The sequence below is a fragment of the Rouxiella silvae genome (assembly GCF_002093625.1).
GTDB classification, from domain to species: Bacteria; Pseudomonadota; Gammaproteobacteria; order Enterobacterales; family Enterobacteriaceae; genus Rouxiella; species Rouxiella silvae.
In genome coordinates, this window is the sequence record NZ_MRWD01000043.1 from 24362 (window position 1) to 49581 (window position 25220).

General features: G+C 51.3%; 15 protein-coding genes. 7 read left to right on the plus strand and 8 right to left on the minus strand.

Going from position 1 to position 25220, the window contains the following annotated elements; all coding sequences use genetic code 11:
- Positions 1–72: 72 nt before the first annotated feature.
- The 3 genes from tcuC to BS639_RS16880 all read left to right on the plus strand — a co-directional run bounded on the left by tcuC (position 73) and on the right by BS639_RS16880 (position 3392).
- Positions 73–1392: an MFS transporter gene (gene tcuC / locus BS639_RS16870; RefSeq protein ID WP_055779109.1), complete on the plus strand. Its 1320-nt coding sequence runs from the start codon at positions 73–75 to the stop codon at positions 1390–1392.
- A gap of 226 nt (positions 1393–1618) precedes the next feature.
- Positions 1619–2164 carry a YfaZ family outer membrane protein gene (locus BS639_RS16875; RefSeq protein WP_055779106.1) on the plus strand — a complete coding sequence of 182 codons (546 nt, stop codon included), beginning with the start codon at positions 1619–1621 and terminating at the stop codon, positions 2162–2164.
- Positions 2165–2195: 31 nt separating this feature from the next.
- Positions 2196–3392, plus strand: coding sequence for a nicotinamide mononucleotide deamidase-related protein YfaY (locus tag BS639_RS16880; protein WP_084983687.1), 1197 nt, complete (start codon positions 2196–2198; stop codon positions 3390–3392).
- 309 nt (positions 3393–3701) lie between these two features.
- Here the strand turns inward: BS639_RS16880 and yfaE are convergent, their stop codons facing one another.
- The 4 genes from yfaE to ubiG form a co-directional block, all read right to left on the minus strand.
- Positions 3702–3962 carry a class I ribonucleotide reductase maintenance protein YfaE gene (yfaE, locus tag BS639_RS16885; RefSeq protein WP_055779100.1) on the minus strand — a complete coding sequence of 87 codons (261 nt, stop codon included), beginning with the start codon at positions 3960–3962 and terminating at the stop codon, positions 3702–3704.
- Positions 3963–3965: 3 nt separating this feature from the next.
- A complete protein-coding gene (gene nrdB, locus BS639_RS16890; RefSeq protein ID WP_055779096.1) occupies positions 3966–5096 on the minus strand; it encodes a class Ia ribonucleoside-diphosphate reductase subunit beta in 1131 nt (376 codons plus the stop codon).
- Between the two features lie 54 nt (positions 5097–5150).
- Positions 5151–7430, minus strand: coding sequence for a class 1a ribonucleoside-diphosphate reductase subunit alpha (gene nrdA / locus BS639_RS16895; RefSeq protein WP_055779092.1), 2280 nt, complete (start codon positions 7428–7430; stop codon positions 5151–5153).
- Positions 7431–7928: 498 nt separating this feature from the next.
- Positions 7929–8696 carry a bifunctional 2-polyprenyl-6-hydroxyphenol methylase/3-demethylubiquinol 3-O-methyltransferase UbiG gene (gene ubiG / locus BS639_RS16900; protein ID WP_055779089.1) on the minus strand — a complete coding sequence of 256 codons (768 nt, stop codon included), beginning with the start codon at positions 8694–8696 and terminating at the stop codon, positions 7929–7931.
- Between the two features lie 261 nt (positions 8697–8957).
- Here ubiG and gyrA point away from each other — a divergent pair, with 261 nt between their 5' ends.
- From gyrA to BS639_RS16920, 4 genes are all read left to right on the plus strand, one after another.
- On the plus strand, positions 8958–11606 hold the full coding sequence (gyrA, locus tag BS639_RS16905; RefSeq protein WP_055779085.1) for a DNA topoisomerase (ATP-hydrolyzing) subunit A: 2649 nt from the start codon (positions 8958–8960) through the stop codon (positions 11604–11606).
- 97 nt (positions 11607–11703) lie between these two features.
- Positions 11704–14586: a two-component system sensor histidine kinase RcsC gene (rcsC, locus tag BS639_RS16910; protein ID WP_084983690.1), complete on the plus strand. Its 2883-nt coding sequence runs from the start codon at positions 11704–11706 to the stop codon at positions 14584–14586.
- Positions 14587–14886: 300 nt separating this feature from the next.
- Positions 14887–16269: a diaminobutyrate--2-oxoglutarate transaminase gene (locus BS639_RS16915; RefSeq protein WP_055779081.1), complete on the plus strand. Its 1383-nt coding sequence runs from the start codon at positions 14887–14889 to the stop codon at positions 16267–16269.
- 18 nt (positions 16270–16287) lie between these two features.
- The gene (locus BS639_RS16920) at positions 16288–17760 is read left to right on the plus strand and encodes a pyridoxal phosphate-dependent decarboxylase family protein (protein ID WP_084983691.1); all 1473 of its coding nucleotides are present in this window, start codon (positions 16288–16290) and stop codon (positions 17758–17760) included.
- A 114-nt stretch (positions 17761–17874) separates the two neighbouring features.
- Here the strand turns inward: BS639_RS16920 and rcsB are convergent, their stop codons facing one another.
- The 4 genes from rcsB to BS639_RS16940 form a co-directional block, all read right to left on the minus strand.
- A complete protein-coding gene (gene rcsB / locus BS639_RS16925) occupies positions 17875–18525 on the minus strand; it encodes a response regulator transcription factor RcsB (RefSeq protein ID WP_055779076.1) in 651 nt (216 codons plus the stop codon).
- Between the two features lie 4 nt (positions 18526–18529).
- Positions 18530–21274: a phosphotransferase RcsD gene (rcsD, locus tag BS639_RS16930; protein WP_084983688.1), complete on the minus strand. Its 2745-nt coding sequence runs from the start codon at positions 21272–21274 to the stop codon at positions 18530–18532.
- Positions 21275–21295: 21 nt separating this feature from the next.
- Positions 21296–22462: an MFS transporter gene (locus BS639_RS16935; protein WP_055779069.1), complete on the minus strand. Its 1167-nt coding sequence runs from the start codon at positions 22460–22462 to the stop codon at positions 21296–21298.
- Positions 22463–22644: 182 nt separating this feature from the next.
- Entirely contained in the window at positions 22645–24687 is a 2043-nt protein-coding gene (locus BS639_RS16940) for a DUF4034 domain-containing protein (protein WP_084983689.1), read from the minus strand.
- Positions 24688–25220: the final 533 nt, after the last annotated feature.

Consider the following 25220-nt stretch of genomic DNA (forward strand, 5'->3'; position numbering starts at 1 on the left):
TGTGAATGGCATCACATTGAGAGAGGATAAAGAAATGTTAACTGGAGGTATAAAAATCTAGGAGTTAACGCAATGTCATCCATTAACACCGCAGCCAGTGGCAACAGGCAGGGTACAGCTAAAAATATCTTCCGCGTTGCTAGCGGGAATTTCCTCGAAATGTACGATTTTATGGTGTTTGGCTATTACGCTAACGCCATTGCTCACACATTTTTCCCTGATTCTAATCCCTTCGCCTCGCTGATGCTCACGCTGATGACCTTCGGCGCGGGATTCCTGATGCGGCCTTTGGGCGCTATGGTGCTGGGGGCTTATATTGACCATCATGGCCGTAGAAAGGGGCTGCTTATCACGTTGGGGCTAATGGCATTTGGTACGCTGACCATCGCCTGCGTGCCCGGTTATCATAGCATTGGCGTTGCCGCACCGATCCTTATCCTGCTCGGCCGCCTGCTGCAGGGTTTCTCTGCTGGCGTTGAGCTGGGCGGCGTTTCTGTTTATCTGTCAGAGATTGCGCCGAAAGGAAAAAAAGGCTTTTACGTCAGCTGGCAGTCTGCCAGTCAACAGGTGGCGGTGGTGTTTGCTGCCCTGCTTGGGGTGTTGTTGAATAATCTGTTAGGCAACACCGTGATGAACGAATGGGGATGGCGTATCCCGTTCGCCATTGGTTGCATGATTGTGCCGTTCCTGTTCTGGATCCGTCGCATGATGGAGGAAACCGATGCCTTCCAGCAGCGTAAGCATCATCCTTCAATGGGCGAAATTGTGCGCTCGGTCGGCAACAATTGGAAAATCGTGCTGGTCGGTATGCTGATGGTGGTGACGACGACCGTTTCTTTCTACATGATCACTGCGTTTACCCCGACCTTTGGCAAAAACGTGCTGCTGCTCAGTGAGCAGCAAAGTTTTATCGTTACGCTGTGTGTAGGGATCTCAAACCTGTTTTGGCTGCCGATTATGGGGGCTTTCTCTGATAAAATCGGCCGCCGTCCGCTGCTGTTGACCTTTAGCGCACTGATTTTTCTTACCTCCTATCCGGCGCTAAACTGGCTGGTGGGTGCCCCGAGTTTTGCTCGCCTATTGGAGGTTGAGCTATGGCTGTCGTTTATGTACGCCAGCTATAACTCCGCGATGGTCGTGGCTCTGACCGAGGTGATGCCTCCCGAGGTGCGAGCGACCGGCTTCTCGATGGCCTATAGTTTGGCAACCGCTATTTTTGGTGGATTTACGCCGGCAATTTCCAGCTACCTCATCCACGTGACCGGCAACAAAGCTATGCCCGGCGTTTGGTTGGCGATTTCAGCAGTGTGTGGACTGCTGGCGATTGTGGTGCTGCCGTGGGTAACCCGTCAACGTGCCTATCAGCAGAGTATGCTTAAAACGGCAAGTTAAGGGACGAATTTTCCCTGAAACCTATAAAGCCCCGCCTTAGGTCATCTTAAGGTGGGGCTTTTCGTTTTTGGCTTCAATTCGTCGCATTTATTTAATTTCCATCAGGTAACTTACCTTGAGTTAGAAATAAATTTTAAGCATTTGGGCTGATTACTCCGCCGGTAAATTGCTTTAGACTGCCTGCTGATGCTTCAAACACTAGTTTTATGATTCTTCAGGATAAATAATGAAAAAGACTTTACTGGCCGGTTCGGCCGCTGCGCTCATGATGGCTACCGTTTCCGCCCACGCAATTGGCGTTAATGCAGAAATCGGCCAACACTACACTAATTTGGGCTTTGGCCTGGGTACCACGACCTCAGGTCTGGCCCTGACCGGCAACTGGGCACACAGTGACAACGACGGCGATGTTGCAGGTCTTGGCCTGGGTTATAACATTGGACTCGGCCCGTTTATGGCAACCGTTGGCGGCAAGGCTCTTTACACCAGTCCTAAAAACGGCAGCGACGGCTATGCGGTTCCTGTGGGCGGGGGTTTGCAGTTGCCACTCGGCCGCTACGTGAGCCTGTACGGTGAGGGTTATTACGCGCCAGATTCACTTTCCAGCGGCATCAATAACTATAAAGAAGCTAACGGCGGCATCCGCTTCACACCAATCAGCCTGGTTAGCGTTGATGTAGGCTATCGTTATCAGGCACTTGAGGGCAAAGACGGTCATCGCGACAATGTTATCGCAGACGGTGCTTATATCGGTGGGGCGGTTAATTTTTAAAGCAAAAACTACGTAACGGAAGGAGAGGACAATGCTTAGGGTTGAGATGCTTAGCACCGGCGAAGAAGTTTTGCACGGGCAGATAGTCGATTCAAACGCGGCGTGGCTTGCGAGCTACCTGTTTGAACAGGGTTTGCCCATGACGAGCCGTGAAACCGTAGGCGACAGCCTCGATGCGCTGGTTGCGGTTCTGCTTGAACGCAGCCACATCGCTGACGTATTGATTGTTAACGGCGGTCTTGGGCCAACCAGTGATGATCTCAGTTCTCTGGCGGCGGCAATGGCCTGCGGCGTCGAGTTGATTGAGGATGCCGATTGGATTGCGACTATGGAAGCCTTTTTCTCTCAGCGCGGCAGACCGATGGCTGCATCCAACCGCAAGCAGGCGCAAATTCCTGCTAACGCAGACGTCCTTGATAACCCGGTTGGCACCGCCTGCGGCTTTACCTTAAAGCTCAATCGCTGCCAGATGTTCTTTACGCCGGGCGTTCCTTCCGAATTTAAAGTCATGGTCGAACAGCAGATTGTACCGCGTCTGCATCGCGACCATCCGGCCCTTGAAGCGCCACTGTGCCTGCGTTTAACCACCTTCGGACGCGGAGAAAGTGATTTAGCAAGTGAGCTCGACGTGCTGAAGCTGCCAGAAGGTGTGGCGATTGGTTATCGTTCTTCTTCGCCAATTATCGAGCTCAAGCTTACCGGCCCTCGCAGCCAGGAAGCGGCGATGCGGCAGATTTGGGAGCGTGTGCGTGAAGTTGCGGGCGAAAGCACTATTTTTGAAGGCTGGGGCGGGCTGCCAGCGCGTCTTGCTGAAAGGCTGCTTGAGCAGAATCTACGCTTGGCGATCAGTGAAAGCTTTACCGGCGGGCTGCTTAACTGGCGGATGCAGAATGCCGATGTGCCGCTGGCGGGTGGAGAGCTATTGCCGACCGGTACGGCCGAAGAATCGCTTTCTGCCGTATTGGCTCGCGCACAAACCTTGGCCGAACGCAGCGGCACGCAGCTGGCGTTAGCAGTAGGCGGGGTATTGGAAAACCGGCTAAGTCTGGCATTGCATACTCCAGCAGGGACCCACGGCATGACCATTCAGTACACCGCAGGGCGTCATGGTCACGAGCTGCGTCAAGAGACAATCGCGATGGTGGCTATGGACATGCTGCGCCGTTATCTGAATAAGTGGCCGGTTGTCGCAGATTATCCGTGGCTTACAGTGGTGGAAAAAGTCTAGCAATCAGTATGGTGTGCCCCCATCCCAACCTTCCCCCGCTGAAAATAGCGGGGGAAGGGGTGTTAAGTACCCCCTAAATCGATCCCCTCACTCATATTTATTCTGGAGGGTAAGGGTGTAACAAATCGGTCCCCTCACTCATATTTATTCTGGAGGGTAAGGGTGTAACAAATCGGTCCCCTCACTCATATTTATTCTGGAGGGTAAGGGTGTAACAAATCGATCCCCTCACTCATTTGGGGGAGGGTTAGGGTGGGGGAAATGGCGTCTCGATGGGAGAGAAAACAGCAAAAAGTAGAGATGTGATGTCTAAAGCGCTAGCTCAATGTCCCCGACCGGCAGGCAGCAGCACGGCAAAATATCACCATCCTGAATAAATGCCAGCGGCTTGGCACTGTATGTCACTTCGCCTTTCAACAAACGCATTCTGCACGAGCCGCAGTAGCCTTCGCGGCACTGGTATTCAACCAAGACTTTATGGTGTTCGAAGACTTCCAGCAGGTTGGCGTGCTCGCCTTCACAGACGAGCGTTGTGCCACAATCCCGCAGCGTAATAATCGGCTGACTCATTAATTAGAACTCGAAATCGCTCAGGTCGTCGGCATTCATTTCTGAATCGATCTGACCTACCAGATAAGAGCTGACTTCTACTTCCTGAGGCGCAACCTGCACATTGTCAGACACTAACCAAGCGTTGATCCAAGGGATCGGATTAGTACGGGTCTTGAACGGTGCCGTTAATCCCACCGCCTGCATGCGAATATTAGTAATATATTCAATGTACTGGCAAAGAATATCTTTGTTAAGACCAATCATCGAGCCGTCACGGAACAGGTATTCTGCCCAGTCTTTCTCTTGCTCGGCGGCCAGCACAAACAGGTCGTAGCACTCTTTCTCGCACTCTTTGGCGATTTCGGCCATTTCCGGATCATCAACGCCGCTGCGCAGCAGGTTCAGCGCGTGCTGAGTGCCGGTCAGGTGCAGCGCCTCGTCACGGGCGATCATCTTGATGATTTTTGCATTACCTTCCATCAGTTCGCGCTCGGCGAAGGCAAAGGAACAGGCAAAGCTGACGTAGAAACGCACTGCTTCAAGCGCATTCACACTCATCAGGCAGATGTAGAGTTTTTTCTTCAGCTCGTGCAGGTCTACCACGACGGTTTTGCCGTTAACCTGATGCGTGCCAACACCCAGAAGGTGATAGTAGCTGGTCATCTCAATCAGCGAATCATAATAGCCAGAGATGTCTTTCGCGCGCTTGAGGATCTCTTCGTTAGTGACGATGTCGTCAAATACCAGGCCCGGATCGTTCACGATATTACGGATAATGTGCGTGTAAGAACGTGAGTGAATGGTCTCTGAAAACGCCCAGGTTTCAACCCAAGTTTCCAATTCTGGAATAGAGATCAGCGGCAGCAGGGCAACATTCGGGCTACGACCCTGAATGGAGTCCAGCAGCGTCTGGTATTTCAGGTTGCTGAGAAAGATATGTTTTTCATGCTCAGGCAGACCCTGAAAATCGATACGATCGCGTGCAACGTCAATCTCTTCCGGACGCCAGAAGAAAGACAATTGTTTTTCAATCAGCTTTTCGAAAATTTCGTATTTCTGCTGGTCGAAGCGCGCAACGTTCACCGACTGGCCGAAGAACATCGGTTCCAGCAGCTGATTGTTTTTATTTTGGGAAAAAGTGGTGTAAGCCATAACATCCTCTGAAAAAATCGCCCCTAATCAGGGGCGGTTTTTGAATTTGAGCAATTAAATCTTGCAGGCACCGCTTTCGCAGTCGTCAACGTCAGCCTTCATATCTTCCTGAACATCATCCGCACCGTCACGCGTGTTCTGGTAGTACAGCGTTTTCACGCCATATTTGTAGGCGGTCAGCAGGTCTTTGAGCAACTGCTTCATCGGCACTTTGCTGTTGGCAAAGCGGGAGGGATCGTAGTTGGTGTTCGACGAAATCGCCTGGTCGATAAATTTCTGCATTAGGCCAACGAGGTGTAGATAACCGTCGTTGTTCGGCATGTCCCACAGCAGCTCGTACTGGTCTTTAAGACGCTCGTACTCAGGCACCACTTGACGCAAAATGCCGTCTTTAGACGCTTTGATGCTGACGTGGCCGCGCGGAGGTTCGATACCGTTGGTGGCGTTTGAAATCTGTGAAGACGTCTCAGACGGCATCAGCGCAGACAGTGTCGAGTTACGCAGACCATGCTCTACAATGCTGGCACGCAGCGCTTCCCAATCGTAGTGCAGTGGCTCGTCGCATAACGCATCGAGATCCTTTTTATAGGTGTCGATAGGCAGAATGCCCTGCGAATAGGTCGTCTCGTTGAACCACGGGCAGGCACCTTGTTCGCGCGCCAGCTCGTTGGAGGCTTTCAACAGGTAGTATTGAATAGCTTCAAACGCGCGGTGAGTCAGGCCATTGGCGCTGCCGTCGCTGTAGCGAACGCCATGTTTCGCCAGATAATAAGCATAGTTTATTACGCCGATACCCAGAGTACGACGACCCATTGCACCGCGTTTAGCCGCCAGAATTGGGTAATCCTGATAGTCGAGCAGGGCGTCAAGTGCACGTACGGCAAGCGTGGCCAGTTCTTCCAAATCGTCGAGGCTGTCGATAGCGCCAAGGTTGAAGGCTGACAGCGTACACAGCGCGATTTCACCCTCTTCGTCGTTAACGTCGTTTAACGGCTTGGTTGGTAACGCAATTTCCAGACACAGGTTGGACTGGCGAACCGGTGCAATCGCCGGATCAAACGGGCTGTGCGTGTTGCAGTGGTCAACGTGCTGAATGTAGATACGGCCGGTAGAGGCGCGTTCCTGCATCATCAGGGAGAACAGTTCGACGGCTTTCACTTTCTGCTTGCGGATGCTGTCGTCCTGCTCGTACTGAACGTAGAGACGCTCAAACTCATCCTGATCGGCAAAGAAGGCATCGTAGAGTCCAGGCACGTCAGACGGGCTAAACAGCGTGATGTCGCCGCCTTTGACCAAGCGCTGGTACATCAGTTTGTTGATCTGCACGCCATAATCCATATGACGCACGCGGTTGCCTTCAACGCCGCGGTTGTTTTTCAGTACCAGCAGGCTTTCAACTTCCAAATGCCACATTGGGTAGAACAGGGTTGCAGCACCGCCGCGCACGCCGCCCTGAGAGCAGGATTTAACCGCCGTCTGGAAGTGTTTGTAGAAAGGAATGCAGCCGGTATGGAACGCTTCACCGCCGCGAATTGGGCTACCCAATGCACGAATACGGCCGGCGTTGATGCCAATACCCGCACGTTGTGAAACATACTTCACAATGGCGCTTGAAGTGGCGTTAATGGAATCCAGACTGTCGCCGCACTCGATCAGCACGCAGGAGCTAAACTGACGGGTTGGGGTGCGCACGCCGGACATGATTGGCGTAGGCAGCGAGATTTTAAAGGTTGAAACGGCGTCGTAGAATCGCTTGATGTAGTTGAGGCGCGTCTCACGCGGATAGCCGGAGAAGAGGCAGGCAGCAACCAGAATGTACAGGAACTGCGCACTTTCATAAATTTGGCCGCTCACGCGGTTCTGCACCAAATACTTACCTTCGAGCTGCTTGACCGCGGCGTAGGAGAAATTCATGTCACGCCAGTGATCGATATAACTGTTCATCTGCTCGAACTCTTCACGCGTGTAGTCTTCCAGCAGATGTTTGTCGTATTTGCCCATCTCGACCATTTTGCTGACCTGATTGAACAGGTGCGGCGGCTCGAACTGGTCGTAAGCTTTTTTACGCAGGTGGAAAATAGCCAGGCGCGCGGCCAGGTATTGGTAGTCCGGTGCGTCTTTGGAGATAAGATCTGCGGCAGCCTTGATGATAGTCTCGTGGATATCGGCCGTTTTAATCCCGTCGTAAAACTGAATGTGGGAACGCAATTCTACTTGGGAAACTGATACGTTTTGGAGACCTTCCGCCGCCCAGTCGATGACTCGGTGGATTTTATCAAGATCAATGCGTTCTTTACGACCGTCACGTTTAGTAACAAGTAGACTCTGATTCATTCGGGATTATACCTTTAAGGTTTATAAAGTTACTGATGACAATGCGCAAAAAGGCTTCGCCGAGCTAAGACGCCCAGACCAAACCTAGTGTGCTGCTCAGGATATAAACACTACATATTGTGGATTTGATATTTAATGACGACAAGATAGTGTTCAACCCACAGTTTTGCAAGGGATGAAACGGGCCTGTTTTGTGGATAAGTTGGGGAGAAAATCTGTGGTCGCGTCCGCAGTGCCCAGCGCAGAAGGCCTTAAAGAACTGTCAATATCTGTAATACGATTTTCTTATATTTTTCGAAAACTTGATCGACTGCCGGTTTATTAAACGTTAGAAAAAAACGCTATATTGCAGAAGAAAACTATTCTAAAAAATCATGTTAAACAGAGATAGCACTCAACGCGCTAAAAACTAAGCTTTTATCTTAAATCCTGGCCGGCTAAATACGGTTAAGGTCGCATTTGTTGCGGCCAGGAGGGGGCGGAGGGGTTGACTAATACTTAACTTTCAGCAGCTTCCTGCGATTGAGTGTGCAGCATGTAGTTAACATCAACGTTCGGACCGAGCTTGAAGCTGTCGCTCAGCGGGTTATAGTGCAGACCTATAATGTGACGTTCAAACAGCGGCGTGCGGTCTACCCAAGAAAGCAACTCGGAAGGCTTGATAAACTTTTTAATGTCGTGCGTGCCTTTAGGCACCATCTTGAGCACGTACTCGGCGCCGAATACTGCCATCAACCAAGCTTTATTGTTGCGGTTGATGGTTGAGAAAAATACGTGACCACCGGGCTTAACCAGTCGCGCACAGGCGGCAACGACGGAAGCTGGATCAGGAACGTGTTCGAGCATTTCCATGCAGGTGACGACGTCATAGCGCTGTGGATGAGCCTCGGCGTGCGCTTCCACGGTTTCCTGCACGTATTTTACCTTCACACCGCTTTCCAGCGCGTGAAGACGGGCGACCTCAAGCGGCTCTGCCCCCATGTCCAAACCGGTCACAGTAGCACCGGCTACAGCCATGCTTTCGCTCAGAATACCGCCGCCGCAGCCGACGTCGAGCACGTTTTTCTCGAACAGCCCGTTCGAACGCTCGAGAATATAGTTCAGACGCAGCGGATTGATGCGGTGCAGCGGTTTAAACTCGCCTTCCAAATCCCACCAGCGTGAGGCGACGGCCTCAAACTTGGCGATTTCAGACTGATCCACGTTCTGGGTTGCCCCACTTTTCGGGATGAAATTTTGTTGATGACCGTTCGATGTGGTTGTCATTGGGCTGATAAACTCCTTATGCCTGGTACAGCGGATTATACATATTCCAGTGACCGAGAGTCAGCGCTTTGTCTTTCGGTTGTTATTTGTACAAAAGACGTCTGCCGATCGTTCAACTTGTGCAATAGATTGAAAGACGCGGAATAATAGTGTGCATAAGGGTGCGGTTGTTTCCCACGAATCCCAGCTTTGTGGTATAGTTTTACACCTTTGCCTATCTAGGCAGCGGCCATGAATAATCAGTAGAGGGATAGCAGCTCCATGAGCGACCTTGCCAGAGAAATCACACCGATAAACATCGAAGAAGAGCTTAAAAACTCTTATTTGGATTATGCGATGTCCGTTATCGTCGGACGTGCGCTGCCAGATGTGCGCGATGGTTTAAAACCGGTGCACCGCCGCGTACTTTACGCAATGAACGTTCTGGGTAATGACTGGAACAAAGCCTATAAGAAATCGGCCCGTGTGGTCGGTGACGTTATCGGTAAATATCACCCGCATGGCGACACTGCGGTATATGACACCATCGTTCGTATGGCTCAACCCTTCTCCCTCCGCTATATGCTGGTGGACGGGCAGGGTAACTTCGGTTCGGTAGACGGCGACTCCGCTGCTGCCATGCGTTATACCGAAATACGCATGTCAAAAATTGCCCACGAACTGTTGGCAGATCTTGAAAAAGAAACCGTCGACTTTGTGCCGAACTACGATGGCACAGAGCAGATCCCTGCGGTTATGCCGACCCGTATTCCCAACTTGTTGGTTAACGGTTCTTCCGGTATCGCGGTGGGTATGGCCACTAACATTCCGCCGCATAACCTGACTGAGGTTATCAACGGTTGTCTGGCCTATATCGAAGACGAAAACATCAGCATTGAAGGGCTGATGGAACACATTCCGGGTCCTGACTTCCCAACGGCCGCCATTATCAATGGTCGTCGCGGTATTGAAGAGGCCTATCGTACTGGTCGCGGCAAAATCTACATTCGCGCACGTGCCGAAGTAGAGGCTGACGCTAAAACCGGCCGCGAAACCATTATTGTTCACGAAATTCCTTATCAGGTGAACAAGGCACGTTTGATCGAAAAGATTGCCGAGCTGGTTAAAGAGAAGCGTCTAGAAGGTATCAGTGCGCTGCGCGACGAGTCTGATAAAGACGGCATGCGTATCGTTATCGAGATTAAACGCGACGCTGTTGGCGAAGTGGTGTTGAATAACCTTTATTCACTCACTCAGCTGCAAACTTCTTTCGGCATCAACATGGTTGCTCTGCATCAGGGTCAGCCAAAGATTCTGGGCCTGAAAGAGATCCTGTCCGCGTTTGTGCGCCATCGCCGTGAAGTGGTGACGCGTCGTACTATTTTCGAACTGCGTAAAGCGCGCGACCGTGCACACATTCTCGAAGCGTTGGCGATTGCTCTGGCAAACATCGACCCTATCATCGAGCTTATTCGTGCTGCACCCACGCCTGCCGAAGCGAAAGCTGGCCTGATCGCCCGTTCTTGGGATCTGGGCAACGTTTCCGCCATGCTGGCCGCTGCCGGTGATGACGCCGCGCGTCCTGAATGGCTCGAGAAGCAGTTCGGTATTCACGACAGCAAATACTTCCTGACCGAACAGCAGGCACAGGCGATTCTGGATCTGCGCTTGCAGAAACTGACCGGCCTTGAGCATGAGAAACTGCTCGACGAGTATAAAGAGCTGTTGACGCAAATTGCCGAGCTTATCTTTATTCTCGAAAACCCAGACCGTTTGATGGAAGTTATTCGTGAAGAGCTTGAAGCGATTCGCGATCAGTACAACGACAAACGTCGCACCGAGATCACGGCCAACACCTCCGACATCAACATCGAAGACCTGATTAATCAGGAAGACGTGGTTGTTACGCTTTCGCATCAGGGCTATGTCAAGTATCAGCCTCTGACCGATTACGAAGCGCAGCGTCGCGGTGGTAAAGGCAAGTCTGCGGCACGTATTAAAGAAGAAGACTTTATCGATCGTCTGTTGGTTGCCAACACGCACGATACCATTCTGATGTTCTCCAGCCGTGGACGTCTGTATTGGATGAAGGTCTACCAGCTGCCGGAAGCGAGTCGCGGTGCCCGTGGGCGTCCGATTATCAACCTGCTGCCGCTTGAGCCTAACGAACGTATCACCGCGATTCTTCCGGTGCGTGAATACGAAGAAGGGCGTCACGTATTTATGGCAACCGCAAGCGGTACGGTCAAGAAGACCGCACTGACCGATTTCAGCCGCCCACGCAGCGCCGGTATCATCGCTATCAACCTCAATGAGGGTGATGAGCTGATTGGTGTCGACCTGACAGACGGTAAAGATGAAGTCATGCTGTTCTCCGCCGCCGGTAAAGTGGTGCGCTTCTCTGAAGAAGCGGTGCGCTCAATGGGCCGCACGGCGACCGGTGTTCGCGGTATCCGCCTGGGCGAAAGCGACAGCGTAGTGTCGTTGATTATTCCTCGCGGAGACGGCTGTATTCTTACCGTCACCGAGAACGGTTTCGGTAAACGTACCGAGTCGAGCGAATACCCAACGAAATCTCGCGCTACTCAGGGCGTAATCTCCATCAAGGTAAGTGAACGTAATGGTCCGGTTATCGGCGCAATCCAGGTGGATGACGCTGACCAGATCATGATGATCACCGATGCCGGTACGCTGGTTCGTACACGTGTTTCAGAAGTCAGTACCGTAGGCCGTAACACCCAGGGTGTCACACTTATCCGTACTGCCGATGACGAACACGTTGTCGGCCTGCAACGCGTCGCTGAACCTGTTGAAGATGAAGAGCTGGACGGTGTAGCAACGGTTGAAGGTGAACTGGAAGCCGCGCAGGAAAGTGAAGCACCTGAAGACGTCGACGCTGAAGACGACGAACAACCGGCCGAAGACGAATAAAATCGATTTCATTGGTTGAATAATAAAGGGCATAATATGGCGACATATTGTGCCCTTGTTTTTTTATACGTTTTTACGTGATAGATATGGTAGCCGCTTGAAGTATTTAACTTCGTTTCGAACAACGTTAAGAATCTCCCGTTACCTGTTCAGGGTACTGGCTATCATGCTTTGGTCGCTCGGCGCTTTGCTGACGACTTTCTACGTACTGAATATATTCCATAATAAAGAGTCTGAAATCCGCGAAGAGGACAACCTCAGCTACAATCAGGCCCAAAGTTACGTCAGAAATACTGCAGATATTGTGCGCAGCGTAAAGGCGATGGCTGAGAAACGCCTTGGCGACTCGATGAACGGTCTGGACATCATCAACGGCGTGCTGAGTACCAAAAATGTCACTCCTTCCTATCATTCACCTTTTAGCGACTCAGACTGCTCACAAATTACTGAAAGTAATCACAATGCTTTGACCTCGCTGGGCAATATGATCCAGTATTGGAAAGATAACTTCTCCGATGATTATGACCTGAAGAGGGTGTTCTACATCGGTGGTGAGAATCTTTGCCTGGTCGATTTTGGTCTCATTGCCAACACCACGCCTATCGAGCGTGAAAACGTGCTCAAGACGCTGCACGATAAAATTATCAAATATCGCAACAGCAAAAGTCAGGACAAAGACAAAAGTCAGTACTGGGTAGAAGCGGGCTCGAATAAAGATCAGGGCAATCTTTATGTGCTTACGCCAATTTATGTTGGCAATAAGCTCGAAGCACTGATGGGCGTCCAGCAAACCCTGCGTCTCGACGATTTAACCGCCTCCGGCACTTCGCACACAGGCGTCACGCTGCTTGATGCCGATGATATGCCGTTAATGAGTTTTTCCGATGGCGATCGTGATATATCGACACTTGATCGCTATCCCGCCGGTAAAAGCTATTTCGGCTACATGAACAGTTATAATGACTTAATTTATAAAAAGCCGTTGCCGCCGTCTTCGATGAGCATCGTTTATTCCCTGCCGTTCAAAACCATCATTGAACGTTTTAAGATCCTAATCCTTAATGCAGTACTGCTGAACCTTTTCTCTGCGTTGCTGCTGTTTGTGCTGGCGTGGCTGTTTGAGCGAAAAATGTTTCTTCCCGCTGAAGAGAATGCCTTCCGCCTCGAGGAACACGAGCAGTTTAACCATAAAATTGTCGCCTCGGCGCCGGTGGGTATTTCTATTCTGCGCATCAGCGACGGGGTCAATATCCTCAGTAACGAGCTGGCGCATAATTATATTTCGATGCTGACGCACGAAGACAGGCAGCGAATCACCCGCATCATCTGTGACCAGCAAACGCGGTTTATGGATATTATTACGCGTGATAACAACAATATACAGCTTAGCTTTGTACACTCGCGCTATCGCAACGAAGACGTAGCTATTTGCGTGCTGATTGACGTCAGTGCACGCGTCAAGATGGAAGAGTCTTTGCAGGAAATGGCCAATGCGGCCGAGCAGGCGAGCCAATCTAAGTCAATGTTCCTGGCGACGGTCAGCCACGAGTTGCGTACGCCGCTGTACGGCATTATCGGTAACCTCGATTTACTGCAGACTCAGGGGCTGCCGCAGGGTGTCGATCGTTTGGTAACGGCGATGAATAACTCGTCGGCGTTGCTGCTCAAAATTATCAGCGATATTCTCGACTTCTCGAAAATAGAGTCCGAGCAGCTTAAAATCGAGCCGCAGGAGTTCTCATGTCGTGAAGTGATAACCCACGTTGCCGGCAACTATTTGCCGCTGGTGGTTAAAAAGCATCTTGGGCTTTACTGCTTCATTGAACACAACGTGCCAGAGATTTTTGTTGGCGATCCGGTACGCCTACAGCAGGTGCTGTCCAACATTCTCAATAATGCGATTAAATTTACCGATACCGGCTGCATCATACTGCACGCACGTACCTGCGGAAATTATCTGCAATTTATGATCCGTGACACCGGCGTTGGCATTCCCGGTAAGGAAATTACTCGCCTGTTTGACCCCTTCTTCCAGGTTGGGAGCGGGGTGCAGCGGCATTTCCAAGGCACAGGCTTGGGGCTGGCAATTTGCGAAAAGCTGATCAATCTGATGGATGGCGATATTTCAGTTGATTCAGAACCGGGGTTGGGCAGCGCGTTCACTGTGCGCCTGCCGCTATACGGGCAAAAACATCCGGCACCGCCGCCACTGGCGTTTTGGGCCGGAAAACGGCTGTGGGTCAATATCCGCAACGGTTATCTCGAGAACTATTTGATGCAGCTTTTACATCATCACGGTGCCGACGTACAGCGCTGGAAGCCTGAAGATGAAAGCCGTATTGAAGACGTATTGATTACCGATTCGCCGCTTATTCATCGCGGTGCACTCTGTGCGCAAATCGAATTCTCAATTGACCACATTGGTCCGCCGCAGGAAAGTAGCCCTGGTTACTGGATCCACAGCACTTCAACGCCGCTGGAGATTACCTTGCTACTTAATCGCATTTATCGTCTGAACGACGTGAGCGAAAATAGTTTGGCGATGCTGCCTGAAGTCGGAGAGTCGCAGGATAACGGCGATATTAATCTGCTGGTCGTTGATGATCATCCCATCAACCGCCGACTGCTGGCGGACCAATTAGGTTCGATGGGTTATCTGGTTGTCACCGCCAATGACGGTCTCGACGCGCTTGAAGCCATGAAAGTACACCCGATTGATATCGTTCTCAGCGACGTTAACATGCCAAATCTCGACGGCTACGGCCTGACCAAACGACTGCGCGAGCTCGATTACACGCTGCCGGTTATCGGTGTAACGGCCAATGCGCTGGCCGAGCAGAAGCAACTCTGCCTTGAGGCGGGCATGGACAACTGTCTCTCCAAGCCGGTAACGCTTGAACAACTGCGCAAAACGCTGAACTATTACAGCCAGCAGGTGCGCAGAAAACGCCTAAATCATTCACCACTAAAATCAGTTTAATCCGAAACTGTAGCACGTGAAATTTCCTGAATTTTGGTGCTTCCTGCGGCAACTTACTGTCGCGGGAGGATTTTTTTTGCCCTATAAATACCCCCTCAGTAAACCCTCAGCGGTATGAACGGTCACTAAATCAACAACATATTGATTCGTATGAGAAAACCATAAACATATCTAAACAAAATTAATCATTGAGCTGGGACCTAAAAAGCCATATATTGGCCGCGCTTTTTCACAGCCTTTTTTTTAATTCAATGATTCAATCGGGACGTTAGCGATAACCCCGGTTGTAGGAGAGATATGATGACGGATAAAGTCCGTATTGATACTTTAGGTGCTAATTCATTTAATGGAAACAATGAAACCTATTTGGCGCGCCAAGCTGAATTTGAATCGAATGTTAGGAGTTATCCACGCAAGCTGCCGTTAGCCATTGCTAAAGCGCTCGGCGTTTGGATCACCGACGTTGAGAATAATCAATATCTTGATTGCCTGGCCGGTGCGGGAACGCTGGCTCTTGGGCACAATCATCCTGACGTATTGCAAAGCATCCAAAATGTCATTACTAGCGGCTTGCCGTTACATACGCTTGATCTGACGACGCCGTTGAAAGATGAGTTTTCAGCTTACCTGCTTTCTTTGCTGCCAGGTCAGGGTAAAGAGTACTGCCTGCAGTTCACCGGTCCTTCCGGCGCCGATGCAGTTGAAGCTGCACTGAAGTTGGCTAAAAAACACACTGGCCGTTCTAGCGTGATAAGCTTCTCCGGCGGCTATCATGGCATGACGCACGGCGCACTGGCGGTAACAGGCAATCTGTCACCGAAAGAAGCAGTGAACGGCATGATGCCAGAAGTGCAGTTTATGCCTTATCCGCACGTTTACCGTTGCCCGCTGGGCATTGGCGGCGACGCTGGCGTTAAAGCATTGACCTACTATTTCGAAAACCTGATCAACGACGTTGAAAGCGGCGTCCGCAAACCTGCTGCCGTGATCCTCGAAGCTGTTCAGGGCGAGGGCGGTGTAAACCAAGCGCCTGTCGAGTGGCTGCAACGCATTCGTAAAGTGACTCAGGAACACGGCATTCTGCTGATCCTCGACGAAGTTCAGGCTGGATTCTGCCGTACCGGTAAATTCTTTGCCTTTGAACACGCGGGCATCGAGCCAGACATTATCGTAATGTCTAAAGCCGTGGGCGGTGGTTTGCCACTTGCTGTTCTGGGTATCAAGAAGCAGTTTGACGCCTGGGAACCAGGTCATCACACCGGTACCTTCCGGGGTAACCAACTGGCTATGGCAACCGGCCTGACGACACTGCAACACCTCAAAGACAATAAGATTGCCGATAAAGTTGCCGCTCAGGGTGAGTGGTTGACTGGCAAACTGACCGAGCTGCAGAAACGTTATCCGGTGATGGGTAACATTCGTGGTCCGGGTCTGATGATCGGCATCGAAATTGTGAAACCTGAAGAAGCGCAGGATCACATGGGTTGCTACCCGGCCGACGGTCAACTGTCTGCACTGCTGCAGAAGAAGTGTTTCGAAGCAGGGCTGATCCTTGAGCGCGGCGGACGCAATGGTTGCGTTCTTCGCCTGTTGCCTTCGTTGCTGATTACCAACGACGAGTTGGGTATTTTCCTGGACAAATTTGAGCAGGCGCTGTTAGCAGCCGGCGTCAAACCTGTCTAAATGGAGCGATTGACCGAGATGTCCAAGTTAAACCCGATTCTGGCAGCCTCCTCGCAAAGCACCGAGGCATACCAGCAGGCGATCGCCCAGAGTAGTGAAGCCGTTGTGCAGTGGTTGCAGCAGCCCGAGATGTATCAGGGTAAAACCGTTGCTGAACTGCGCGAACGCATCACGCTGGACTTCAATCCTCAGGGCCTGGGTAACCAGGCCGCTATTGAACGTGCGATTGAGTATTTTTTAAAAGACAGCCTGTCGGTGCATCACCCACAGTGCGTCGCACACTTACACTGCCCAAGTCTGGTCATAAGCCAGGCTGCAGAAGTGCTGATCAACGCCACTAACCAGAGCATGGACTCCTGGGACCAAAGCCCGTCAGCCACCATCATTGAGATGAAGCTCGTCGAATGGCTGCGTACTCAGGTGGGTTACCAGCCTGGCGATGCTGGCGTGTTCACCAGTGGAGGCACCCAGAGCAACCTGATGGGCCTGATGCTGGCACGTGACGCCTTCTTTGCGCGTCAGGGACACTCAGTGCAGCAGGACGGCTTGGTTGGCGACCTGAAAAAAATCAAAGTATTCTGTTCTGAAAATGCCCACTTCTCGGTGCAGAAGAACATGGCTTTGATGGGCCTCGGCTACCAGTCCGTAACGCTGGTCAAAACTGACCGCTTTGCGCGCATGGACCTGAACGACCTGGCCGAAAAAATCGCCCTGTCGCAGGCCAACGGCGAGCAGATTTTGGCGATTGTCGCGACGGCCGGTACCACCGATGCGGGCGCTATCGATCCACTGCGCGCTATCGCCACGCTGGCGGCAGAGCACAACATCTGGGTACACGTCGATGCGGCCTGGGGCGGCGCGCTGCTGCTTTCAGAGAAGTATCGCGATTATCTGGACGGCATTGAACTGGTGGACTCCATCACTCTGGACTTCCATAAGCAGTTCTTCCAGACCATCAGCTGTGGTGCTTTCCTGTTGAAAGAGGCCCGTCACTACGAGCTGATGCGCTATCAGGCGGCGTACCTGAACTCCGAGTTTGACGAAGCTCAGGGCGTACCCAACCTGGTATCCAAATCTCTACAGACCACGCGTCGTTTCGATGCATTGAAACTGTGGATGGGTCTGGAAGCGTTGGGACAGAAGCAATATGCCGAGATTATCGACCATGGCGTAACGCTGGCTCAGCAGGTTGCCCATTATGTGACCGAACAGCCTTCCATGGAACTGGTGATGCAGCCGCAGTTGGCCAGCGTATTGTTCCGTTCTCGCCCACTGCAGTTGGCTGGCGCAGATGATGCGGCTATCGCATTGTTAAACCAGAAGATTGGTGATGCGTTGCTGGAGTCTGGACGTGCCAACGTTGGCGTGACCGAGTCTAACGGCGTGACCTGTCTGAAAGTGACACTGCTAAATCCGACCGTGACGCTGCAAGACATCATTGTCTTGCTGACGCTGGTGGATGAAACTGCGCAGCAGCTGCTGGCCGTTTAATCTATTGACTCAGCGCTAACGCGCAGTAAAAAGCCGATAACATTTGATTGTTATCGGCTTTTTTATTTCTATTGCCTGAGCGTTTAACTCACCGCTAATTAAGCGCGGCTAAAACTAGTCTTTATCGATCGGCGTATTGCTGATGGATGAGAGGTAGTTGAGCAGGGCAATATCATTTTCAACGCCCAGTTTCATCATCGCTGATTTCTTCTGGCTGCTGATGGTTTTGATGCTGCGGTTCAGCTTGCGGGCAATCTCGGTTACCAGGAAGCCTTCGGCGAAGAGACGCAGTACTTCACTCTCTTTGGGTGATAAACGCTTGTCACCGTAGCCGTTGGCGCTGATTTTTTCGAGCAGTTTGGCTACGCTGTCAGGGGTAAACTTCTTACCCTTTTGCAATGCGGCCAGTGCTTTTGGTAGGTCAGTTGGCGCGCCCTGTTTCAGCACAATCCCTTCGATATCCAAGTCCAGCACCGAGCTGAGGATAGCCGGGTTGTTGTTCATGGTTAGCACAATAATCGACAGCTGCGGGTAGTGGCGCTTGATGTATTTGATAAGCGTAATACCGTCACCGTATTTATCACCCGGCATCGACAGGTCGGTTATCAGCACATGTGCATCAAGCTTGCTGAGGCTATTGATAAGCGCAGTCGAGTCTTCAAACTCACCCACCACGTTAACCCACTCAATTTGTTCAAGGGACTTACGGATCCCAAATAAGACGATAGGATGGTCGTCGGCAATAATTACGTTCATATTGTTCATGTGATTAGCTACCTTGCTGCAGCAGTCTGGAGACAAAAGAATCGATCTGATTAATATTGTCTGAGATCATCAACACTTCACCTTCGGCGAGATGTTGTTCTAATTTTTCACACAGTTGCTTACCCGGCGTCAGGTTAAGCATGGCGAACACTCCCTTGAGCCGATGTGCGGTCTGGGAAAGCGATGTAAAATCACGACGTTGATTTTCATTATACAGTTTCTCGATATCTTCCGGTACTGTATCGACAAATAGCGGGTAATAGTCACTCGCCAGCAGCTGCTTCACGTAGGCTTCGATTTCATCGTCGCCGGTACCGGAATCTAAATTACCGTTAGTTGTGCCAGCATGACTGAATTCCAGGGACGAAGACGCGACTTCAAATTCCTCTTCTTCCAGCAATTGCTGCTCAATTAACAGTAGGGTCGCGTCTATCAGCGCACTGCCGATATTGTAATTGACGCGAATATAGCTTTTTTCAAGTTTGTGGAATCCCATCTCGTCGCTGGTCAGCAGCAGCGTGTAGTTGTCACTGTGCTGAGCGTTATCGGTTAATAATACATCGTATTCACGGGTTGGCTGCCTTTCGTCGGCAACAATACAAATTGCGCCATAGGCACTCATGATACGCGTCACGATACCGCGTACTTCATCCGCCGTGATGTCGAGCAGCACCGTGACATCGTCCAGCAATTTTTCATCGGTTGCTTCAGTATCAATAGCTTCAAACGTCTGCTTGACCCGCACTGTATAGCGCGTACCGATGTCAATTTTGCTGCGTATTTCCAGCTGCCCGCCCAGCTTTTTACATAACTGGTTGCACAGGTAAAAAGTCAGTCCCGAGCCGTGATTAAAACGGTCTACCAGCGTTTGGCTGAGGAACGGGTAATTAAGATTGCTGATTTCCTCTTTCGACAGGCCGCTGCCGGTATCGGTAATGTGGAAAAGCAGCTGATCGGGATGTTCAGGGTCCTGCTCGCTGGTTAGCGTCACTTTCCCCAGGGAGGTCGAGACTATGGCGTAGTCAAGCAGCAGTGAGAGGATCTTCTTCACCGCCACCGGGTCGCCGATGTAATTATCCAGTGGGTTGGGTTGGAAGTGGTTGAGCAGCACCAGTCCTTTCTGATTGATTTTCGGTAATGCTTCAAGCAACAACTCGTCGGTCAGCGCTGCCAACGAATAGTGCTGCTGGGTTGGTTGCCAATCCTGTGTTTCAAGACGCGTGAGCATGGTGATGTTATCAATCAGCGTCAGTACGCTTGTAGACTCTGTGAGCAGCGACTTATGGGTTTTTTCACGCTCGTCATCGGCCTCCATCGAGGTCAGTTTTTCGACCAACGCGTGCAGTTCAATCAGCGGCTGATTGAGCTCAATTCCCAAATTGTGCAGCATGAGCTTACGCGCTTGCAGATTTTTCTCGTGCTCGCGGCGAGCCTGTTGCAGTGTTTTGTTAACCATCGCCTCTTTATCCTGATCGTGCATCAAGAAAAGAAACGTCTCGGGTGCTATCTGGCTGCGCACCATGCGAATTTCATACACTTCGTTATTGACCGTAGCCTGAATAACGCCGTGGTGCTCTCCGGCCATATTGGCAATTTTGTCGAGGCTGAGATGAGGCAATAGCTGCTCGGCAATTTTATTGCTTACCACTACGCTGTGGCTGCTGAAGTTGTAAATCAGTAGGCCAACGGAGAGGTTGGAAATGATCTCCTGGTTCAGTGCCTGTTGAGTGTGCAACTGATGCGCCAGATTTTCGCTAGGTCGAATGTATTTATGACGGATCAGATAGATGCCCGCCATGGCCATCGCCAGCAGGACAACGTTGATCAGAATCAGCCAGAAGTTGTTATGCGCCAAATCGACAATCAGCGGCACGACCGGCACGCGGTAGATAAGATTCAGAGGCGAGTTGCTTAGCGGCACGCTAATAAACACCGACCAGCCCTCAAGAGAGATGCTGCTGCCTGCGTTTGGCTCCTGCGGAGCATCGCCTTCGTTAACTGTATCGTTGTTGCTGGTGATTTGGAAATTGTCGCGCGCCATGCTCGACGGGATCAAATCGCTCATCGGCAGGTCAAAGGCGATTACCGTCGCCAGATTGCCAGGATTGTTAAAGGTGGTGCGCAGCGAGAAGAAGTAGTCGCTGGAGCTGCGTGATTTGCGCAGATTGGAGTAGCTCTCTCGCTCGTCCAGCGTGTTTGCCTGCTGCAGCATCTCTGCGCGACGCGCCTGCAGTGCGGCGTAAAAATAATTCTCTTTAAGGCGAGAGTCCTGCTGTTGCATCGGTTGGGTGGTCACCAGCATCAGGCTGTTGTCTTGGCCGTTAAGATAATACATCGAATAGGGCAGGTTTTTAGACCCCCACTGTTCGTCAAGAAAACTCGAAATTTTTAGCGTTAAATCCAAGGTCGCAGCATCGTGGGTGCCATAAATCAGTGCATCGGTTTTTTTATGCGGCTTGTTAATGAAGAACATGTCCTGGCGAAGTTTAACTTCCTGCACGTTCTGCGGAATTTGCGCCAGCGGTTGACCCGTATAGTTATCGTAAATTTTATAGGTCAAAAAGCGGTAGTGATCGATACGTTTTTGCAGACGATCGCCAGTATATTGCAGCGTGCGCAGCTTGTCATTGAGGTAGGCATTGGTGTAGTTGTAGCCGTAGAGCCCCAGTCCCACTGCGAGCAGCAGAATGAAGATCCAAAAAAATCGCGTGATGTTGGTCGAAGTCAGCGATAAGTATTTACTTGGCATGATGGTGACGCTTTTCCTAAGTTAGCGGGTAACAGCACGCGCGCTGGCAGCAACCAGCAGCAGCAGAGCCGCAACGCAGCTCAATGCAATCGACAGATTACTCACTTGTGCAATAAATCCTACCAGTGCTGGACCGGCCAGTATTCCGGCGTAACCCAGCGTGGTTACTGAAGCGATAGCCAGATTGGCAGGCATCGTGCTTTGGTTTCCTGCTGCGCTGAACATAATTGGAACCAAATTTGAGGCACCCAAACCGACCATGATAAATCCGACTGCCACAGCATACAGACTATCTGCGCCCACCGACAGAAGCAGTCCTGCGCAGGCAGTCAGGCTACCAATCAGTAATACTTTAAAACGACCAAAATAGTTGACGATTTTATCGCCCGACAGACGTCCAATCGTCATGGCAATCGCGAAAATAATATAGCCCAAACCGGCATTATGCGGATTCATTCCGCGCTCAGTGATCAGGAACAGCGCGCTCCAGTCGAGCATGGCGCCTTCGGTTAAAAACATGACAAAGCACAGTAGCCCGAGAAAAATCACCCAGCCTCTTGGCATAACCAGCATCGGTTCGCCTTTTTTACTTTTGGTGTCATGCCAAAAATGTTTGCTGATACCGGCGAGCAAAACCAGCACCAAGGCAATGACGACCAGAGTGGCAATAAAAGGCGTCAGTTCCAGTGAAAGCATGCCACTGACCGCCAGCGCACCCAAAATACAGCCGATGCTAAAGAATCCGTGAAAACCTGACATCATTGCGCGCCCGCTGGCTTTTTCAACCACCACGGCGTGCACGTTCATCGCCACGTCAACCATACCAATCGCCATGCCAAAAATCAGCAGTGCCCATGCCATTCCAGCCGTCGAATCCATCAGGGTCAGCAGTGGCAGGTCCAGACAGAGCACGACAGTGGAAAGTATGATAACCGCCTTGCAGCCCATTTTTCCGGTCAGATAGCCGGTTAGAGGCATGGAAAAGGTCGATCCTGCGCCAATGCATAGCAGCAGTAACCCCAACGTTCCGTCACTAATATCGAGGCGAATTTTTACAAACGGAACCAACGGTGCCCATGCCGAGATGGCAAAGCCGGAAAGCAGGAAGATAATGCGGGTGGCAACCTGCTGCGCGGTGCCCGGCCGAGTTTGAGCCACTGAGAGGTTTAGCATAGATTCTGCAGGCATGCGTTCGTCAATCCCTTCTTATTGTTTTATGAAATCCATTTACAGGATATAACGAATACTTGTCGAAAAACGGCGGTCTTTCAATCATAAAAAGCCCGTTCTAACGTAAAAAAAGCCAGTTTTAGCGAAAACTGGCCGCGAATTGTATCAGAAACGTCAAGGTAGCGTTATTACCGGTCGTCTTAATCTCGGATTTCTGCCACCGGTTGTTCGTCCGGTAACGCAGGTGCACTACTTTGACGGTAGGCCGCGGTAAAGTCGGCGCCTTCAACCTTGCGTTTGTCCTGCCACAGCCCCATGCGGGCGCGCAGTGACCCTTCAAGCTCATTCACCGCCTGTCGGGCTGGTTCTGATTCAGGGTTAAGCTCAAGCACAAAGTTCATCAACTGCCAGGCGATGTATTTGTTCTTTTTGGTGCCGATGCCTTGCATCCACGCCATGCCGAGGGTATAGGCGGCCTCAAAACGTTCGGGATGTTCAACATTAGCCAATATTGCTGGCAGAGAAATGTCTACCGCTTGGCGTTTCTCTGCCTCTGAGCCTAAATCCAGCGCACAGCTTGCGCGCCAGTAGTCGGCAGAGGCGTGACCCGCATCACTGGCGCGCTGATACCACTGCATCGCCTGCTGGTAGTCGACGTCGCCGCCCAATCCTTCGCGCAGCGCGTTGGCGCAGCTGAACATGGCGGGAACTAATCCTGAACGAGCGGCGCTGAGTACGCAGTCCAGCGCGTTACTGTCATTGTGCAACGCCTCGGGAACGTCCTGATGCCAAGCATTACGATAGAAAAAGAACAGCTCATAGCTGTGCAGAGCACTGCCTCGGCGTGCCATTTCAGTCATCAGGTAATGTGTGGCCTCAATGTCGTCATTAATGGCCATGTCGTGGGCCAGAACTAACAAGTCTTTGCCGACGCTTTCGATGACGTGCTGCTGCTGCATGAGTGACGCTGCGCGGTCCATCAGCGCTTCGCTCAAATCCGGGTCATGAGGCAGGCCGTAAAGACCATACTGCACGGCGGCGGCGGCAAAAGCGGTGAGTAAGGGATCATCAGCGCGGTTGATGGCGCGTATCAGCAGAGACGTCAGCACTGACAGGGCTTCGGGTTGTTGATCAATGGACTGCTCATTGGCCAGCACGGCGCGAGAAATAAATAAGGCGGCAAATTTACCCGGCATCGCCTGCGGTGAGACGGCAAAAAGGTCGGCATACACCTGCAGACCCGCGTGGTCGTCGTCCTGCCAATAGGCAATACAGGTTCCGGCGAGATTGAGTAACGCTATGCGTGTGGCTGGCTCAAGAGGCTGTGCCAGCAGAGTGGCCAACTGCTGCTGAAGCTGCGCGGCGCGAGGAGAGTCACGGTCGGCGATATCACCGCCTAGGGCCTCAAGCAGTGCATTGGCCCTAAACTGATTGCGCTCTTCGTCGCTGAATTCGGCGCAAAGCGGGCCGTCGATTATCTGGTTTTGCCGTTCATCGTTTCCCCCCCAATAGCTCGAGTGAAACAGCAGATAAGATTCCATGCTGCCTACGTCGCTGTGGCGTACAGACATTGCCATGCGCAGCCAGTAATCCAGCGCATCTTCTTCATGGCGACGGGTATTTTGCAGCGCGGCAGGAAGCTGCTGCGGCCAGTGGGTCACGGGTGCAACGCCAATCTGATAGAGATAGGCAACGCCCTGTTGCCATACTTGGCTGCCCTGGATGTTGAACTGCTCATGCAGTGGTTTTGGCTGTTTACCCGCGAACAGAGCACGCAGCCAATAAGGCTCTCCAAATCCGCCGCTTAGATTCATCATGTGGCGAAAAGCGTGTGTGGGACGCGGGTGACAGGCAATGGCATTTAAAAAGGAGATAACGGCGTAGTCACAGCACAACTGAGCGCCGAGCCACTGTGAATCTTCGACTTCGTGCTCTGGCCCGTGTTCATTGCGGATAACCCAAGCCTGTTCATGCCAGAACATGCCCAGCATACAGTGAGCGTGGTAGCTGGTTGGGTACTGCTGCTGCCAGTCCCCAAGAATTTCGAGACGCTGGACTGCCGTTTCTTCCTTGGAAAACAGAGTATCAGGATGCATCATCAGACCATAGGCGTTGTCGGCCTCGCTCTGATTTTGCCAACCGCGCATTTGTGACAACAGCCACTCGTCGAGTTTGAGAAAACGGCGGGTTGCCAGCAGCATCTGTGCTTTGGCGATGTTGTCTTGCTTGTCCGGTTGTTGCATGCGATTCCTTTTGAGCGGTTCGATAGTCGAAATGTGCCAGTGTAACGACCCTGTTGGCTCGCCACAGCGGGATTGCTCTTATAGTAACGGAATCCCTGAAGGTCTTCTTGCCTAACTGTCGACAAAAAACATCGGGAGAAGGCGGACTGACTATACTGCTCAATGTCTCCAGAATAAGCGCCCCTGCCTGTGTGTTAATTAATCATTAGCGTACCAAAACCTTGTTTTTATTTAATGATTTAAATATCGACTATTAACAAAATGTTGAGCATATCGTGCTTTTATTCTGTAAGGAATCGGCTAAATAAACAAAATAATGATTTTAATTCGCGGGGTAAAATAAATAATTAATGAAGAAATTTTGTGCATAAGCGAAAAGATACGTAAATAGTGGGATTGTGACGTCGCGAAATTACCGCACAAATGGCAAAAAAAAACCGGCCAAAAGGCCGGCTGTTGTTTCCAAATACAGGGGATAATGAAGGTAATAAATAACAAATAATGATGATAGCGAGAGTGATTATATAGGATGT

Bases quoted from the DNA above. Each gene is read 5' to 3' on its own strand.
- nrdB (WP_055779096.1), bottom strand. From the start codon at position 5,096: ATGGCTTACACCACTTTTTCCCAAAATAAAAACAATCAGCTGCTGGAA.
- BS639_RS16940 (WP_084983689.1), bottom strand. From the start codon at position 24,687: ATGCAACAACCGGACAAGCAAGACAACATCGCCAAAGCACAGATGCTG.
- tcuC (WP_055779109.1), top strand. From the start codon at position 73: ATGTCATCCATTAACACCGCAGCCAGTGGCAACAGGCAGGGTACAGCT.
- BS639_RS16880 (WP_084983687.1), top strand. From the start codon at position 2,196: ATGCTTAGGGTTGAGATGCTTAGCACCGGCGAAGAAGTTTTGCACGGG.
- ubiG (WP_055779089.1), bottom strand. From the start codon at position 8,696: ATGACAACCACATCGAACGGTCATCAACAAAATTTCATCCCGAAAAGT.
- yfaE (WP_055779100.1), bottom strand. From the start codon at position 3,962: ATGAGTCAGCCGATTATTACGCTGCGGGATTGTGGCACAACGCTCGTC.
- BS639_RS16920 (WP_084983691.1), top strand. From the start codon at position 16,288: ATGTCCAAGTTAAACCCGATTCTGGCAGCCTCCTCGCAAAGCACCGAG.
- nrdA (WP_055779092.1), bottom strand. From the start codon at position 7,430: ATGAATCAGAGTCTACTTGTTACTAAACGTGACGGTCGTAAAGAACGC.
- gyrA (WP_055779085.1), top strand. From the start codon at position 8,958: ATGAGCGACCTTGCCAGAGAAATCACACCGATAAACATCGAAGAAGAG.
- rcsD (WP_084983688.1), bottom strand. From the start codon at position 21,274: ATGCCAAGTAAATACTTATCGCTGACTTCGACCAACATCACGCGATTT.
- BS639_RS16875 (WP_055779106.1), top strand. From the start codon at position 1,619: ATGAAAAAGACTTTACTGGCCGGTTCGGCCGCTGCGCTCATGATGGCT.
- BS639_RS16915 (WP_055779081.1), top strand. From the start codon at position 14,887: ATGACGGATAAAGTCCGTATTGATACTTTAGGTGCTAATTCATTTAAT.
- rcsB (WP_055779076.1), bottom strand. From the start codon at position 18,525: ATGAACAATATGAACGTAATTATTGCCGACGACCATCCTATCGTCTTA.
- BS639_RS16935 (WP_055779069.1), bottom strand. From the start codon at position 22,462: ATGCCTGCAGAATCTATGCTAAACCTCTCAGTGGCTCAAACTCGGCCG.